Consider the following 17,021-nt stretch of genomic DNA (forward strand, 5'->3'; position numbering starts at 1 on the left):
GATTGGCTGCACTTGGACACAGCGAGCACGTCGACAAGCCGCCCGGCCCGATCGGGCGGGTGCGCGCGCGGCTGGTCGGCCTGCTGCGGGCGGTGCCGATCCGCTGGCGCATCCTGTCGATCGCGGCGCTGAACTCCGCCGTGGTGATCGTGCTGGTCGCGATGATCTGGAACGGCGCGCAGGTGCTGGGTTCGGCCTGGGACGACGTCCGCCAGGTGCGCGAATCCGACCGCATCCTGGCGTTGCTCGAAAGCGAGACCGGGCGCCTGCAGAACCTGATCCACCGCTACATCAACCAGCCGAGCCCGGACCTGTTCGCCGAGATCCTGCTGCTGCGCGAGGCCGTGCTGGGCACGCTGACCGACCGCGCCGCCAAGGACCCGATGCTGGCAGGCTCGGTCGAGGAGCTGGAGCGCACCACCGACCGCTTCCTCAACGGCTTCGGCGAGCTGCGCAGCGTGCAGGCGACCATCGCCAAAACCTATGAAGAGCAGGTGCAGGGCCCGGCCAAGGACATGGCGGGCCTGTACTCCATCATCGAGGGCGCCACCGGCCATCGCGACGCGCTGATCTGGCCCTCGCTCGGCAAGTCGCGCGAGGCCTTCACGGCGATGCTGGTCGCGGCCAATTCCTACTATCTGTCGCTGTCGCCGGGCGCCGCCGACGATGCGCGCCGCAACACCGAGACGATCGAGAAGACCATTCCGGTGATGATCGATCTCGCCGACAATGATTTGCAGCGCATGGCGCTGCAAAAGCTCGGCGCCCGCACCACGGCGCTGCGCGAGGGCTTCGCAAAGCTGTCCGAGCAGCTGACCAGCCGCACCGAACTCCTACGCAACACCATCGACGCCAGCCAGGCCGAGGCGATCGGCGCCATCGACGACCTCTCGACCAAGATGCGCCAGCGCGAGCAGAAGGCGCAGGAGACGTTCGATCGCACGCTGGCGGACATCTCCCGTCGCGTTCTCTCCATTGCGGTGATCTTCCTCGGCATCATCCTCTCCGCAGGCGTCCTGATCGCGCTGTCGATCCGGCTGCCGCTGCAGCAGATCATGGCCGCGATGCGCGCGATCACGCTCGGCGATCTCGGCCGCGAGGTGCAGGGCACCAAGGCCCGCGACGAGGTCGGCGCCATGGCGCGCGCGGTGGAGGTGTTCCGCGAGAATGCCATCGCCAAGCGCGAGACCGAGGACGAGCTGCGCGCATCCAAGGAAAGGGCCGAGAGCGCGCTGCTCGAGCTCAACACCGCACAGCAGAATCTGATCGATGCCGAGCGGCTCGCAGCCCTCGGCGGCCTCGTCGCCGGCGTCGCGCACGAGGTCAACAACCCCATCGGCATCAGCCTGACGGTGGCCTCGAGCTTTGCCCGCCGCAGCGAGATCTTCGAGGCCCAGCTCCGGGGCGACGGCGGCTTGCGCCGCTCGCAGCTGGAAGAGTTCGTGCAGTCCTCGCGCGACGCCTCGCAGCAGCTCGTCGCCAACCTCACCCGCGCCGGCGAGCTGATCCAGTCGTTCAAGCAGGTCGCGGTCGACCGTTCGCACGCCGAGCGGCGGCAGTTCTCATTGAGCGAAGCAACCGACCAGATCATCGCGAGCCTGCGCCCGGTGCTGAAGCGCTCGCCGATCACCCTCCAGGTCGACGTGCCCGAGGGGCTGTTGCTCGACGGCTATCCCGGCTCCTACGGCCAGATCCTGACCAACCTGTTCCTCAACGCCGCCAACCATGCCTTCGCCGACGGGCGCGCCGGCACCATCACGATCTCGGCGCGGCCGCGCGGCGCCGACGACATCGAGATCATCTTCGCCGATGACGGGGCCGGCATGACCCCCGACGTGCAGCGCCAGGCCTTTGACCCATTCTTTACCACCCGGCGCAATGAAGGTGGCACGGGACTCGGGCTTCATATCGTCTATAACCTCGTCACCCAGCAGCTGGGCGGGCGGATGATGCTGGAATCCAAGCTGGGACAAGGTACTACTTTTCGGATTATCATGCCGCGGATCGCCAAGGGCGGCGCGCAAAGCACAGAAAGTGACGGGACTTCGCAATGGCCGAACAGGACGATGTCCTCCACCTGATCGACGACACCGGTACCGCGTCGGAGGATATGGACGCCCGGAAATGGAAAATCGCCGTCATCGACGACGATCCGGCCGTGCATGATGGCACCCGCTTCGCGCTGTCCGACTACACCCTCAACGGCCAGGGCCTGGAGATCCTCTCCGCGCATTCCGCGGCGGAAGGTCGCAAGCTGATGGCGGCGCACAACGACATCGCCGCGGTGCTGCTCGACGTCATCATGGAGACCGACGTCGCCGGCCTCGAGCTGGTCGAATACATCCGCAACGTGCTCAAGAACGAGACCGTGCGTATCATCCTGCGCACGGGCCAGCCGGGCCAGGCGCCGGAGCGGCGCGTGATCGTGCAGTACGACATCAACGACTACAAGGCCAAGACCGAGCTCACCGCCGACAAGCTGTTCACCTCGCTGACCGCGGCGCTGCGCTCCTACCAGCAGCTCGAGCGCATGGTGCAGACAAGGCGCGGGCTCGAGATCATCATCGATGCCGCCTCCACGCTGTACGACTTCAAGTCGATGCAGCGGCTCGCCGAGGGCGTGCTGACCCAGCTCGCCTCGCTGCTCAATGTCGACTGCGCCGGTATACTGGTCCTGCGCGACAATGGCGGCGTCGATCCCGAGCTCTCGGTGCTCGCGGGCAGCGGCTGCTACAGCCGCTTCATCGGCACGACCTCGTCGAAGGCGCTCGACCCCGATCTGCGCGAGATGGTCGAGGCCGCCTTCCAGCGCCGCAAGAACGAATTCGCCGACCATCGCAGCGTGATCTACCTGCGCACCGGAAGTGGCCGCGAGGTCGTGGTGCTGCTGCAGTCCGAGCGCGATCTGTCCGAGACCGACCGCTCGCTGGTCGAGATCTTCTCCTCCAGGCTCTCGATCGCGTTCGACAACGTCATCCTCTACCAGCAGCTCCAGGACGCCAACACCCAGCTGGAAGACCGCGTCGCCCAGCGCACCCGCGCGCTGATGCAGGCCAACCGGCGGCTCTCGGCGCAATGGCTGCGGCTGCAGCGCGCCAACGGCTTCAAGAACGAGATTCTCGGCACCGTCGCGCATGACCTGAAGAACCCGCTCGGCGTCATCCTCGGTCGCACCGAGATGCTGAAGGAGCTGATCTCGACCGGCGCCTCGTCGAACGGCGTGGTCGCCCAGGTCGATCACATCCGCGACGCCACCAAGCGCCTGACCACGATGGTCGACCATCTGATCTCGGACGCCATGGCGGATGCCTTCGACATCACCATCCGTCGCGAGCCGGTCGACGTCGCGGCGCTGGTGAAGGAGGTCGCCGAGGCCAACCAGCCGCTCGCGGTCAACAAGCAGCAGGCCATCCATGTCACCGCGCCGGCCAATATCGTCACCATGTGCGACACCGACCGCATCCGCGAGGCGATCGACAACCTCATCAGCAACGCCATCAAATACTCGCCAATCGCCGGCAAGATCACCGTGGCGGTCACCCATGAGGGCAACGACACCATCATCCGCGTCAGCGACGAGGGCGCCGGCCTGTCGCCGGAGGATCTCGGCCGCCTGTTCGGCCGGTTCCAGCGGCTATCCGCAAAACCGACGGCAGGTGAGAGCTCGACGGGGCTTGGGTTGTCCATCGTCAAGCGTATTATCGACATGCATGGCGGCGACGTAACCGCCGACAGCGACGGCCCGGGCAAGGGCTCCACTTTCACCATCACCCTGCCCGCGACCGAACTATCGTAACCTTGAGTGCCGAGATCTCTGTGACATGACACAAAGCCAGCACATCATGATCGTCGACGACGAGGCCCCGGCCCGGGAGATGGTCGGCGATTACCTCAAGATGCACGGCTTCACCGTGACGCTGTGCGACGGCGGCAAGTCCTTGCGCACCGCGATCGACGGCAGCATGCCCGACCTCGTCGTGCTCGACCTCAACATGCCCGAGGAAGACGGCCTCTCGATCATCCGCGACCTCAAGAGCCGCATCAACGTGCCGGTCATCATGCTCACGGCGACCGCGAGCCCGATCGACCGCGTGGTCGGCCTCGAGCTCGGCGCCGACGATTACGTCGCAAAACCCTGCGAGCTGCGCGAGCTGATGGCGCGCATCCGCTCGGTGCTGCGGCGGAGCACGCCGGTGAAAGCCGCTGCGGCTGACGCTACGCCCGCGAAATCGGACAAGGATCAGCTTGTACGGTTCGGGACGAAGTGGCTCGACCTCGAAGCCCAGGCGCTGCGCGACGACGAAGGCAACGAACATCCTTTGACCGCGTCCGAATTCGGACTGCTGAAAGTGTTTGCGGCCAATCCGAAGCGCGTGCTGTCGCGCGAGCGGCTGCTCGAACTGGCCAATGCGCGCGACGCCGAAGCCTTCGACCGCGCGGTCGATCTCCGCATCATGCGCATCCGCCGCAAGATCGAGCCCGACCCGACCAAGCCCGCCGTGATTCGCACCATCCGCGGTGGCGGCTACCTGTTCTCGCCCGCAGGCGAGAAGGCGTAAGGGCGGCGCCGCCTGCGGGACCGCCGTCCCGGCGATCCGCACGCCCGGGGACGACGCCATTGTGCGTGGTGCGCCGCGAACGCAAGGCCCCCAAATACGTTCCCACCCGTTCGGCCTAGTCCGAATCCACACTCCCGTATTTTCCGTACATTGAAATTCCACGCTTTTTTGGTCCGAATGTTTCGTCGCGCCTTGTCCGACGAAACAATTTGGCGGCGCACGAAACCATTTTCCCCTTTTCGTGCAGACGTCCCGAAACGTTGGCTCATTAACACTTTGATCCAAGGAAACGCCGCTCGGTTGCGGCGCACCGGGGAGCTAAGTCAATGCCGAACGTCATCGCCATCAACGCCCAAGCCAGCCAGAGCATCATTGCCGCTCAGGCGACCTCGGACGATATGCTCCTTGAGAGCATTGCCGACGGCAACCGGACCTCCATGCACATCCTCTATTGCCGTCATAACGTGCGGGTTTACCGCTTCATCCTGCGCATCGTGCGGGACGCGACCACGGCGGAAGACCTGGTCAGCCAGGTGTTCCTGGACGTGTGGCGGACCGCCGGACAGTTCCAGGGCCGCTCGCAGGTCTCGACCTGGCTGCTCTCGATCGCCCGCTTCAAGGCGCTGACCGCGATGCGCCAGCGCCGGTTCGAGGATATCGATCAGGAGGACGTGCGGCAGATCCCGGACGGTAATGACACGCCCGAGACCTCGCTCGACCGCAGCGACACCAGCGCCATCCTTCGCGCCTGCGTGCAGAAACTGTCACCCGCGCATCGCGAGATCATCACCCTCGTCTACTACCATGAGAAGTCGGTGGAGGAGGTCGGGCAGATCATCGGCATCCCCCAGAGCACGGTGAAGACCCGGATGTTCTACGCCCGCAAGCAGCTCGCCGATCTGCTTAAGAATTGCGGCGTCGACCGCTTCGCCGCCTAAGGCAAAGGATTTCAATGGGATAGGGCCGGATGACCGGCCCCACCCCGGGACACGAAAGCGTTACCGCCGACGAAACAAATGAAACAAACCACAACATCCGGCGGAAAAACTTCGTCCCTATAAGGATCACATACGGTTTCGTTAAACCTCCCAAGACCTCCAACGACCCGGACGGGATGCCCCCCCCCGGGTCGTTTTTATTTGGGGTTTCCTGAGTGGGGGCGGCCCCCGCTCTCTCATTCCCTCCCCCGTTGCGGGGTCCGAGGCGAGCGAAGCTCGCTCTCGAGGGCAGGGAGAGGAGTAGCCACGAACTCCGATCTCTCCCGGGGCCACCCCTCTCCCCCGCCCTCCCCCGCAAGGGGGGAGGGAGCGCAGTGCCGCTGTGGCCCGCACGGTTGTCCCGCGGAACAACCACCCCGTCACGAGCGCGTGACGCCGCGTAACGATCCCCGTCTCCATCCCGAACTGCCCTCGTGACATCAATCACGAGTGCCCCATGCTCGAACTCCTCTTCGCTGTCCTCGCCGGCATCCTCACCATTGCGGCGCCCTGCACGCTGCCGATGTTGCCGATCCTGCTCGGCGCCTCGATCGGGCGCACGTCGCAATTGCGGCCCGCGATGATCGCGCTCGGCTTCGTCGTGTCCTTCTCCGCGGTGGCGCTGCTGCTCGGCGCGCTGACGCGGCTGTTCGATTTCGATCCGAATGTGCTGCGCGAGGCGGCGTCGATTCTGCTGCTCGGCTTCGGACTGTTGATGCTGTGGCCGGCGCCGTTCGAATGGCTGTCGATCCGGCTCAATGGCTGGCTCAGTCTCGGCAATGCGGGCGGCATGCAGCGCGAAAGCGCGCTCGGCGGTCTCCTGCTCGGGACCACGCTGGGCCTGGTCTGGACACCCTGCGCCGGCCCCGTGCTCGGCTCGATCCTGACGCTGGTCGCGACCTCGAAGAACCTCGCCTGGGCCGGCACGCTGCTGGTCGCCTACGCGATTGGTGCTGCGATCCCGATGCTCGGGATCGCCTATGGCGGACAGGCCGCGACCACGCGTGTGCGCAGCCTCGCGCGCATCTCGCCGCGCCTGCAGCAGGGCTTTGGCGTCGTCGTGATCGCCTTCGCGCTCGCCGCCTACTTCCAATACGACACGCTGATCGTGGCGTGGCTCACCGGCTTCTATCCCACCGGCCAGATCGGCCTGTGATCGTTTCACCCCTCAACGGAGAACACATCCATGACCTTCAAACTGCTCGCCGTCTCCGCCGCGCTGATCGGCTTCGCCGTCACCGGCGCCGTCATCCCCGGCATCTGCGACGAGGTCTCGCCCGCAGCGCCGGTGAAGGTCGCGGCCGCGCGCCAGGCGGTGACCGCGCCCGACTTCGCCGGCATCAGCAACTGGTTCAACTCGAAGCCGCTCAACATCGCCGACCTCCGCGGCAAGGTCGTGCTGGTCGACTTCTGGACCTATGGCTGCGTCAACTGCGTCAACACGCTGCCGCACGTCACCGACCTCTATGCAAAATACAAGGACAAGGGCCTCGTCGTGGTCGGCGTGCACACGCCGGAATTCCCGTTCGAGCGTTCGGCTTCGAACGTGCAGGCCGCACTGAAGCGTCATGGCATCACCTATCCGGTCGCGCAGGACAATGAGTCCAAGACCTGGAACGCCTACAGCAACCAGTATTGGCCGGCGCAATACATCATCGACCAGAACGGCAAGATCGTGTTCCAGCACGAAGGCGAAGGCCGCTATGACGAGATCGACCGCACCGTGGCCAGGCTGCTGAACGCCGAGAGTTGATCCCGCAGGCGGCGGTGTGCTGCTTGACTCCACGGACCCGTCCGTGGAGTTTCGCGCGCCAACGCAAATCAGCCGCCGCAATGAACGACGCGACCACCAGCAACGACATCCGCCTTCGCGAAGGCTCCTCGATCGCGCAGCGGCTGGTCGTGGCCGGGTCTGCCGCGGCTGTTGCGCTCTGCTTCACGCCGGGACTGTTCACGCACGACGTCCTCGAAATCATCATTTCCGTGGTCGCGCTGCTGGCGGGCGCCGCGTTCGTCGGCGTCGTCATGCTGGCGCCGGCGGTGGTGTGGATCATCACGCCGGCTGAAATCCTGATCGGGAAGCAGCGTCCATTCGGGAAGCTCCAGACACGGATCGTCGCGAAAGAGGACATCACGGGACTTCAGGTTCCCGGCAGCAAAACCGCGAAAGCCCGCTTCCAGCTCGCCTTCACGCTTGCTTCGGGCGAGCGCCTGACCTCCCCGCCCCTCTCCGACGTCACGCATGTGCGTGACACCGTGGCGCGGATCGCGGCGCAATTCGACGTTCCCGACGTCGAAGCCCCCGTCAACCCGCTCGACGCCAGCAATCCCGAGATGCGTCTTGGCGACCCCGTCGAGCCGTTTTCCCAAAGAGACATCCGGATCGCGGCCTTGATCGCCGTCGCCCTGAGTGTCGCACCCTATGCCTACAGGCTCTGGCGCGGCCTGCAGCCCCAATGGATCGACTACACCCTGCTGCCGCTTGGCGTCCTCGCCGCGTTCGGCGTCTATCGATTCGCCAATCTCGTCACCGGCGCCTTCTGGGTGATCCGCGAAGGCGACATCCGCGTCGAACGGCTCTGGGGCAACGGCCAGCCGCGCGAGGACACGATCGAAGGGCCCAACGTCAAGGCGATCACCGTCGACCGTCGCGGCCGATCCGAGGATGAGCACTGCATCCTGACGATCCGGCTGCGCTCGGGGCGACGGTTTCGCAGCCCCCGCATCGGCTCGCGCAACGAGGCCCGTGCCGTGGGCATGGAGATCGTCCGGCGGCTCGGGATCGAGGCGGCGGCCAATCAAATCCAGGACGCCTCAACCCGTGGGTGAGACAGCAGACGCGGCTTTTCGCGCCAATCTACCCTGTTCCTGGGTGTTGATTCCCGTCAAAAAACCAAAGCATTCTCGTGACATATCAGTCAGGCGCGCCTTTAACTTGCCACGAAGCTGCCCCTGAGTTCAGATGGTTCCTAACGATTTGCGCTGTGGCAGCGGGGAGAGCTTGAAATGACGGATGTTCGTCGCCTGACCGGGGCGCTTGTGGCTGCGATCGGCCTGATCCTGTCCGCACCGCACGCCTTCGCCCAGCAGCCGGACCGCGGCGACGAGCCCGGACTGATTGCCGACGACAGCTATCAGCTCGATCCGGAATGGCAGAAGCAGGTCGTGTACTACCGCACCACCGAGCCGCCCGGCACCATCATCATCTCGACCACCGAGCGCCACCTTTATCTGGTGCAGCCCGGCGGGCGCGCGATCCGCTACGGCATCGGCGTCGGCCGCGACGGTTTTCAGTGGCAGGGGCTGGTGAACATCACCAACAAGAAGGAATGGCCGGACTGGACGCCGCCGCCGGAAATGATCCAGCGCCAGCCCTATCTGCCGCGCTTCATGGCCGGCGGCCCCGGCAACCCGCTCGGCGCCCGCGCCATGTATCTCGGCACCACGGTCTACCGCATCCACGGCACCAACCGTCCCGATACGATCGGCACCAAGGTGTCCTCGGGCTGCTTCCGCCTCGTCAACAATGACGTCGCCGATCTCTACGATCGCGTCCCTGTTGGCACCAAGGTGGTCATCCGGCAGAAGCCCGAGCTCTAAGTCCATCGTTCGAGCACGATCCCTTTGGATCGTGCTTCCCGCCTTCGCCAGAATTCCATTTCCCGATTTTTTCGAGAGAGCAACATGATGCGCACATTTCGAGGCGGCCTGCTGATCGGGCTCGCGGTCGCCGTGCTGGTCGGCGCCTTGGCCGTCGTCTACGAATTCTACGACACCCGCACGCTGAAGCGCACGGTGCGCCGCGGCGAAGTGCTGTGCGGCGTCAACAAGGGCCTGCCGGGCTTCTCGATCCCCGACGACAAGGGCAACTGGACCGGCTTTGACGTCGATTTCTGCCGCGCAGTCGCCGCGGCAATCTTCGACGACCCGAGCAAGGCGCGCTTCGTGCCGCTCGACGCCAGCGAGCGCTTCAAGGAATTGCAGAGCCGCAAGGTCGACATCCTCTCGCGCAACTCGACCTGGAGCATGTCGCGTGAGCTCGACTACGATCTCTATTTCCCGGCGGTGGCCTATTACGACGGCGAAGGTTTCATGGTGCCGCGCTCGCGCAACAAGGAGACCTCGCTCGATCTCGCCGACAGCAAGGTCTGCGTGCAGGCCGGCACCACCACGCTGCTCAACCTCGCCGACTACTTCAAAGCCAACAACATGAAGTACGAGCTGGTGAAGTTCGACAAGCTCGAAGACGTGGTGAAGGCCTACGACACCGGCAAGTGCGACACGCTCACCGCCGACGTCTCGCAGCTCTATGCGCTGCGGCTGAACATGTCCAAGCCCGGCGACCACATGATCCTGCCCGACATGATCTCCAAGGAGCCGCTCGCCCCCGTCGTGCGCCAGCGCGACGACGACTGGATGATGATCGTGAAGTGGACGCTCTACGCGATGATCAACGCCGAAGAGCTCGGCATCACCTCGGAGAACATCGACGACGCGCTGAAGTCGAAGAAGCCGGAAGTGATGCGGCTGGTCGGCACCGAAGGCAATTACGGCGAGCAGCTCGGCCTGACCAAGGACTGGGCCGTGCGCATCATCCGCCGCGTCGGCAATTACGGCGAGATGTACGAGCGCAATATCGGCGAGAAATCGCAGCTGAAGATCCCGCGCGGCATGAACCAGCTGTGGAACGCCGGTGGCGTGCAGTACGCGCCGCCGATGAGGTAGGGTCAGCGCTTCGCACCGCTGCCATTGCGTTGATGGTGCTAACGACGTGTGCGGTGCGTTCCCTCCCCCCTTGCGGGGGAGGGCTAGGGAGAGGGGTTCTCACGGGGACTCCATCGATCGCGCTTCCTCGCGACGGACAGACCTTTTCCTGGGCTACCCCTCTCCCCCACCCTCCCCCGCAAGGGGGGAGGGAGCGCAGGGTACCGTGTTGCACAAGCGACTGCTCAATACCCCCGCGCGCGCGCCAGCTGCTCGGTGTGGTAGTTCGCATCGCCGAACAATTCCTCGCACACGCGTGCGCGCTTCATGAAGAAGCCGATGTCGAACTGGTCGGTCATGCCCATGCCGCCATGCATCTGCACGCCTTCCTGCACCGCGCGGGTGGCGGTGGCGCCGGCGCGCGCCTTGGCGACGGCAACGGCTGAGGCGGCCTTGGCGACATCTGCGTCCAGCGCCTGCAGCGCCTTCATGGTGGCGGCGCGGGTGATCTCGATGTCGACATAGAGCTCGGCGGCGCGGTGCTGCAGCGCCTGGAATTCGCCGATCAGCTTGCCGAATTGCTTGCGGTTCTTCAGGTACTCGACGGTGCGATTGAAGACTTCCTCGCTCAAGCCCACCATTTCGGCGGCGACCGCGCCGCGGCCGACGTCGAGCACACCGTCGAGCAGGGCTGCCCCCTGATCGACCTCGCCGAGCACGCTGTCGGCGTTGACCTCGACATTGGCCAACTCAATCCGCGCCGCGTTGTGCGCGTCGACCATGATGGTGCGCTCGATCGCAACGCCCTTGGCTTTGGGATTGACCAGGAAAAGCGTCAGGCCGTCGCGCTCACCGGCCGCGCCGGCGGTACGTGCAGCAACGATGAAGAGATCCGCGACATGACCATCAACCACCAGCGCCTTGGTGCCGGACAATTTAAAACCGTTGCCGGCGCGCACGGCCTGCAAATTCGTCTGCAGCGGGCGATGCTTCGCGCCCTCGTCGATCGCAAGCGTCGCGAGCAGCGAGCCGTTGGAGATCTTCGGCAGATACTCCGACTTCTGCGCGGCATTGCCGCCGCGGTTCAGCGCCGAGGCCGCGACCACGCTGGTGGCGAGGAACGGCGACGGCATCAGAGTGCGGCCGATCTCCTCCATCACGATGCCGGCTTCCATGACACCGAGGCCGCTGCCGCCGAACTCTTCCGGCACCAGCAGGCCGGCAAAGCCCATCTCGGCGAAGGAATGCCACAGCTCCTTGGAGAAGCCGGTGGGATCCTTGCTATCGCGCAAGCCGCGCAGGTGCGACACCGGCGCCTTATCGCTGATCAGCCCGCGCGCGCTGTCGCGGAGCATTGATTGTTCTTCGGTGAGGACGAGGGCCATGACGGGCTCCAACAGAATTATTGTTCGTTTGAATTCAATGGTGACCCTCATGGTGAGGAGGCGCGCTAGCGCCGTCTCGAACCATGAAGGCCGTGGCCATCCTTCGAGACGCGGCCTTGCGGCCGCTCCTCAGGATGAGGACCTTCCCTAGGCCCCCGGCAAATCCAGGATGCGCTTGGCGACGATGCCGAGCATGACCTCGGACGTGCCGCCCTCGATCGAGTTGGCCTTGGTACGCAGCCAGGCGCGCGGACGGGCGCCCTGCCGCGAGCGCTCGCTCTCCCATTCCAGCGCATCGACGCCGCCGGCCGACATCAGGATCTCGTAGCGGCGCTTGTTGAGCTCGGTGCCGTAATATTTCATCGCCGACGAGAACGCCGGATGCGCCTGGCCGGCCTTGGCGAGATCGACCGCGCGCTCGGCGCAGGCCGCAAGCGCGGCCTCATCGACGTCGAACGTCGCGATCCGGCCGCGCAGCATGGAATCATCGAGCTTGCCTTGCGCATCGGAGCCGACGGAATCCGCGGCGATCTGGCCGAGCGGACGGCCGACGCCGCGCTCGCCCATGCCCGAGATCATCGCGCGCTCGTGCTGGAGCAGATATTTGGCAACGTCCCAGCCGCGGTTGACGGTGCCGACCACATGCGATTTCGGCACGCGGACGCCGTCGAAGAAGGTTTCGCAGAACGGCGAATAGCCGGAGATCAGGAGGATCGGCTTCGTCGTCACGCCCTTCGAGGTCATGTCGAACAGGATGAAGCTGATGCCATCGTGTTTCTTCGCAGCCGAATCGGTGCGCACCAGGCAGAAGATCCAGTCGGCGTAGTTGGCGTAGGACGTCCAGATCTTCGATCCGGTGATGACGAAATCATCGCCATCGCTCTCGGCGCGGGTCTGCAGCGAGGCAAGATCGGAGCCGGCGTTCGGCTCGGAATAGCCCTGGCACCAGCGGATCAGGCCCGCCGCGATCTTCGGCAGGTGCTCTTTCTTCTGCGCCTCGTTGCCATACTTGAGCAGCGCCGGCCCGAGCATCCAGATGCCGAAGCTCGACAGCGGCGGGCGCGCGCCGATTCTTCCCATCTCGGAACGCAGCACCTTGTGCTCGGCAGCGCTGAGGCCGCCACCGCCATACTCCTTCGGCCAGTCCGGCACGGTCCAGCCCTTGTCGCGCATGCGCTCGAACCAGATCCGCTGCGGCTCGGACGAGAACTTTGCGTTGCGTCCGCCCCAGAACACGTCGGTGTCCGCCGTCGCGGGCTTGCGCATCTCCGGCGGGCAGTTCGCTTCCAGCCAGGCGCGCGTCTCGCTGCGGAATTGTTCGAGATCAGCCGTCTCAGATTCGCTCATGGTCGTTTCCATCAATCACAACTTGTTGGCGGCGACTCTGGGCCATCGCACTGCGGAATTCAACCACTTCCATTGAGCGCATCGGCTATAGTCGCAACCGCGACGATGCTTGAAAACAAAGAGGAAACGCGAATGCGCCTGAAACTTCTTTCGCCTGGCGAAATGAACGAGAGCCAGCGGCAGACCTATGACGAGTCGATTGCCGGCAAACGCGGCAAGCCGCCGGCGCCGATGATGGCCTGGCTCAACAGCCCCGACATGGCCCGTCACGCCACGCGGCTCGGCGAAGTCCTGCGCTACGACACGATCTTCCCGGCAAAGCTTTCGGAGATCGCGATCCTGGTGACGGCGCGGCACTGGACCGCGCATTACGAATGGTATGCGCACAAGCGCCTCGCGCTCGCCGGCGGCATGAACCCGAAAATCATCGACGCGATCCGTGACCGCCGCACCCCCGAGTTCGACGACCCCAAGGGCAAGATGATCTACGATCTCGCGAAATCGCTGCATGAGGGCCACGGCGTCGAGAAGGGGCTTTATGATGCGGCCGTTGCGCTGCTGAGCGAACGCGGCGTCGTCGAGGTGATCGGTCTCTGCGGCTACTACACGATGGTGTCGATGACGCTGAACACGTTCGAGTTCGAGCTGCCGGAGGGCGAAGTGCCCGAGCTGTACTAGGTTTCACGTATGGAAACGCTGCGTTTCGGGATCGGCCAGTAGCGCTGTCCCGAAGCCCGGCTTAAGTGGGGTTCAGTCACGGAGCAGCCACATGTCGCAATCACCCGTCGCCGCCGGCACCAGGATCGGCCACGTCCATCTCAAGGTCGCCGATCTCGATCGCGCGCTCGGCTTCTACTGCGGCGTGCTCGGCTTCGAGCTGATGCAGCGCATGGGCTCGGGCGCGGCCTTCATCTCGGCGGGCGGCTACCATCACCACATCGGTCTCAACACCTGGGAGAGCAAGGGCGGCTCACCGCCGCCGCCGGGCACGACCGGGCTGTTTCACACCGCGATCCTCTATCCGACGCGGCCGGCGCTGGCGGACGCGCTGCACCGGGTGCTGACGGCCGGCATTGCGCTGGACGGCGCCAGCGACCACGGCGTGAGCGAGGCGCTTTATTTGCGCGATCCCGACGAGAACGGCGTGGAACTGTATTGGGACAAGCCGCGAGAGCAATGGCCGTTCGGGCCGGACGGGAAGCTCGCGATGTTTACCAAGCGGCTGGACGTGGAAGCGCTGCTGAGGCAGCGGGAGGCGTAGGTCTCGTAGGGTGGGCAAAGCGAAGCGTGCCCACGGACTCTTGCTGACTCATCGAGAAATCGTGGGCACGGCGCGGTGCGCCTTTGCCCACCCTACGAGAGTTTTGATCTTGGCTTGCCCCGCACCATGATCAACGCGGCCGCGGCCACCTCCAGCGCGATGCAGAGATAGAACGGCAACGCGTAGCCGCCGGACCAATCGCGCAGAAAGCCGACCACGCCAGGGCCGAACGCATACGTGACCTGGTTGATCGCGGTGTTGAGGCTGATCAGCACGCCGAACGAGGCGCTGTCGAACTCCTGCTGCACGATCAGCGACGGCAGCGTGATGAGATTGCCGACGGAGAAGCCGAACACCGCGCAGGCCGCGATCAGCACGTAATCATTGTGCAGATTGATCACGACGAACAGCGCCGCCGCCTGGCTCAGGAACGACAGCGCCGAGGCGAGGCGCTGGTTGAGGCGATCGATCACCATCGAGAACAGCACGCGGCCGATCACCGCCATCGCGGTGAGCACCGCAACGGCTACGGCGGCACGCTCGCGCCCGATCACGGGATCGAGGAACGAGATCAGGTGCACGATGAAGCCGACCTGCGCGAACAGCACCAGCGCGAACGCAATCGTCACGGTGAGGAAGCCGACATCGCGCAGCGCGCGCGAGCGGATCTCCGCCGAGGATTGCGGCTTTGCTGTCGTCGCCCCATGCCAGCCATGGAGATCGGGCGGCCGGCCGACGACCAGCAGGATCACCGGCACGAGCAGCACCAGCATGGCGCCGGAGGTGGCGAACATCGCGCTGGCGAAGCCGATATGGCTGATCATCATCACCAGCAGCGGCACGCCGACGATGCCGCCAAAACTGGCGCCGTTCAGGGCCAGGCTGATCGCCATGCCGCGCTTCTGGTCGAACCAGAGACTGATGGTGTTGGTGATCATCGCGAGGCTGGTGCCGGCCCAGCCGAAGGCGAGCACGGCATCCGCGAGATAAAGCTGCCAGGGCTCGCGCACCGCGCCGATCGCGACGCTGGCGGCTGCCATCGCCAGCGTTCCGGCGATGAGACAGATGCGCGGGCCATATTTCCGGACGGCTTCGCCGACGAAGACGACCAGCAGCGCGCCAAAGAGATAGAAGAACGTGGTGCCGGATGAGATCAGCGAAGCCGGCCAGCCCCGCGCGCGCTGCAGCTCGGCGACATAGACGCTCTGGCCGTAGAAGCCGAGCCCCCAGCCGAAGGTCGCAAGCAGGAAGCAGACGGCGACGATGCGCCAGCCTTCGTAGCGGAGGGAGGATTCGTCGATCGGCGTGGCGTGGTGGGGATTGTCGAGCATTTGCGCTTCTCCTTCGTATCCCCCGCGTTGTGATTTTCTGTCCATGACGACCATCATGTATCGATGCGCGAGCAGAAAATCACTTCGATCGGGATCGAAGTATCAACGTTGCTGACAGCCTCCTGCCACTCTGTTGCGCATGATCTTGTCGGAAAACCGCTGCACACTTTTCCGGATCATGCGTCAGATCGCGTCCGGGAACTCGCCCATGGCCGCATCCAGCTGCGCTTTGCGGCGGCGGGCCCACGACGCCAGCGAGAGCACGGCGAGACCGAGTACGACCGGCGGGAACACCACCATGTTCACGGCGGACCAGCCGTAATTCGCAAGCAGCTGCCCGGAGGAGAACGAGCCGATCGCCATCATCCCGAACACCAGGAAGTCGTTGAAGGCCTGCACCTTGTTGCGCTCCTGCGGACGATGCGTCTCCAGCACCAAAGCGGAGGCGCCGATGAAGGAGAAATTCCAGCCCACGCCGAGCACGATCAAGGTCGCCCAGAAGTGCATCGCGGTGATGCCGGAGAGACCGATGCCGGCGGCGCCGGCTTCCAGCAGCAGGCCGCAAGCGACGATCTTCGGCGCGCCGAAGCGGGCGATCAGCGCGCCGGTGAAGAAGCTCGGGCCATACATGGCGACGATGTGCCATTGAATGCCGAAATTGGAATCGGAGAGACTCAAGCCGCACATCTTCATGGCGAGCGGCGCCGAGGTCATCACCAGGTTCATCATGGGGTAGGAGATGACGCCGCACAATGCGGCCGCGATGAAGCGCGGCTGCGTCACGATGGTGAGCAGCGGACGTCCGCCATGCAGATCGGCCGGTGCCGGCTTCGGCATGTCGACGCCGGCGACGATGCCCATCGCAACAAGCGCGACGGCCGCCTGCACCAGGAAGCTGAAGGCGAACAGATAGGGCGACCAGATGTCCATGGTCCATTGCACGAGCTGCGGACCAAGCACGCCGGCGAACACGCCACCCGCCATCACCCACGACACCGCCTTGGGGCGGTAGGCCGCGCTGGCGCCGTCGGCTGCGGCGAAGCGATAGGATTGCGCCACCGAGCCGTAGAGACCGCCGAGAAAGGTCGCGAGGCAAAACAGCGCGAACGAGGCGTGCAGGATCGCGAACGAGCCGATCAGACCGGTGAGCGTGCCGAGACCGGTGCCGATCACAAAAGCCCAGCGGCGGCCGAAGCGGCGCGAGATCGCGCCGGTCGGCAGCGTGCCGGCCGCAAGGCCTACGACGTACATCGAGAGCGGCACGGTCGCGAGCGACATGTCGGGGGCGAGCGTGGCGCCGACGATCGAGCCGGTGGCGAAGATCACCGCCGAATTGGCGCCGGTCAGCGCCTGGGCTGCAGCAAGGCGCACCACGTTGCCACGCACGCGAGCGTCGTCGGCGATCTCATTGGCTGCAGTCACGTCAATCATCGGCATTTCCGCCCAAAAGGCTTGGT

Annotated in this window: 15 protein-coding genes; 11 read left to right on the plus strand and 4 right to left on the minus strand. The window is 65.1% G+C overall.

Features of this window, described 5'->3' with window-relative positions:
* Positions 1-2: 2 nt before the first annotated feature.
* From NLM31_RS42015 to NLM31_RS42055, 9 genes are all read left to right on the plus strand, one after another.
* The gene (locus tag NLM31_RS42015) at positions 3-2,081 is read left to right on the plus strand and encodes an ATP-binding protein (protein ID WP_254135008.1); all 2,079 of its coding nucleotides are present in this window, start codon (positions 3-5) and stop codon (positions 2,079-2,081) included.
* Positions 2,051-3,796 carry a DUF3369 domain-containing protein gene (locus NLM31_RS42020; protein WP_254135009.1) on the plus strand — a complete coding sequence of 582 codons (1,746 nt, stop codon included), beginning with the start codon at positions 2,051-2,053 and terminating at the stop codon, positions 3,794-3,796. The genes NLM31_RS42015 and NLM31_RS42020 overlap by 31 nt, the downstream gene beginning before the upstream one ends.
* A gap of 25 nt (positions 3,797-3,821) precedes the next feature.
* A complete protein-coding gene (locus NLM31_RS42025) occupies positions 3,822-4,559 on the plus strand; it encodes a response regulator (protein ID WP_254135010.1) in 738 nt (245 codons plus the stop codon).
* A gap of 326 nt (positions 4,560-4,885) precedes the next feature.
* Entirely contained in the window at positions 4,886-5,497 is a 612-nt protein-coding gene (locus tag NLM31_RS42030) for a sigma-70 family RNA polymerase sigma factor (RefSeq protein ID WP_254135011.1), read from the plus strand.
* Positions 5,498-5,993: 496 nt separating this feature from the next.
* A complete protein-coding gene (locus NLM31_RS42035) occupies positions 5,994-6,692 on the plus strand; it encodes a cytochrome c biogenesis CcdA family protein (RefSeq protein ID WP_254196005.1) in 699 nt (232 codons plus the stop codon).
* Between the two features lie 30 nt (positions 6,693-6,722).
* Entirely contained in the window at positions 6,723-7,289 is a 567-nt protein-coding gene (locus NLM31_RS42040) for a thioredoxin family protein (protein WP_254196006.1), read from the plus strand.
* Between the two features lie 80 nt (positions 7,290-7,369).
* Entirely contained in the window at positions 7,370-8,365 is a 996-nt protein-coding gene (locus NLM31_RS42045) for a hypothetical protein (protein ID WP_254196007.1), read from the plus strand.
* Between the two features lie 177 nt (positions 8,366-8,542).
* Complete coding sequence (locus NLM31_RS42050) at positions 8,543-9,136, plus strand: L,D-transpeptidase (protein WP_254135015.1); 594 nt, start codon at positions 8,543-8,545, stop codon at positions 9,134-9,136.
* An 87-nt stretch (positions 9,137-9,223) separates the two neighbouring features.
* The gene (locus tag NLM31_RS42055) at positions 9,224-10,261 is read left to right on the plus strand and encodes an amino acid ABC transporter substrate-binding protein (protein ID WP_254196349.1); all 1,038 of its coding nucleotides are present in this window, start codon (positions 9,224-9,226) and stop codon (positions 10,259-10,261) included.
* 224 nt (positions 10,262-10,485) lie between these two features.
* Here the strand turns inward: NLM31_RS42055 and NLM31_RS42060 are convergent, their stop codons facing one another.
* Positions 10,486-11,625: an acyl-CoA dehydrogenase family protein gene (locus tag NLM31_RS42060; protein ID WP_254196350.1), complete on the minus strand. Its 1,140-nt coding sequence runs from the start codon at positions 11,623-11,625 to the stop codon at positions 10,486-10,488.
* Positions 11,626-11,772: 147 nt separating this feature from the next.
* On the minus strand, positions 11,773-12,972 hold the full coding sequence (locus NLM31_RS42065; RefSeq protein ID WP_254135016.1) for an acyl-CoA dehydrogenase family protein: 1,200 nt from the start codon (positions 12,970-12,972) through the stop codon (positions 11,773-11,775).
* 132 nt (positions 12,973-13,104) lie between these two features.
* Between NLM31_RS42065 and NLM31_RS42070 the strand changes: the two genes are divergently transcribed.
* Both NLM31_RS42070 and NLM31_RS42075 read left to right on the plus strand, forming a co-directional pair.
* Entirely contained in the window at positions 13,105-13,650 is a 546-nt protein-coding gene (locus NLM31_RS42070; RefSeq protein WP_254196008.1) for a carboxymuconolactone decarboxylase family protein, read from the plus strand.
* Between the two features lie 91 nt (positions 13,651-13,741).
* Positions 13,742-14,233, plus strand: a complete 492-nt coding sequence (locus NLM31_RS42075; RefSeq protein ID WP_254196009.1) for a VOC family protein — start codon at positions 13,742-13,744, stop codon at positions 14,231-14,233.
* 92 nt (positions 14,234-14,325) lie between these two features.
* Here NLM31_RS42075 and NLM31_RS42080 read toward each other — a convergent pair whose 3' ends face one another.
* Both NLM31_RS42080 and NLM31_RS42085 read right to left on the minus strand, forming a co-directional pair.
* Positions 14,326-15,564, minus strand: a complete 1,239-nt coding sequence (locus NLM31_RS42080) for an MFS transporter (RefSeq protein ID WP_254196010.1) — start codon at positions 15,562-15,564, stop codon at positions 14,326-14,328.
* Between the two features lie 183 nt (positions 15,565-15,747).
* On the minus strand, positions 15,748-16,995 hold the full coding sequence (locus tag NLM31_RS42085; RefSeq protein WP_254135020.1) for an MFS transporter: 1,248 nt from the start codon (positions 16,993-16,995) through the stop codon (positions 15,748-15,750).
* Positions 16,996-17,021 lie beyond the last annotated feature (26 nt).

Origin of the sequence: Bradyrhizobium sp. CCGUVB4N (assembly GCF_024199945.1) — a bacterium.
Classification (GTDB): Bacteria; Pseudomonadota; Alphaproteobacteria; order Rhizobiales; family Xanthobacteraceae; genus Bradyrhizobium.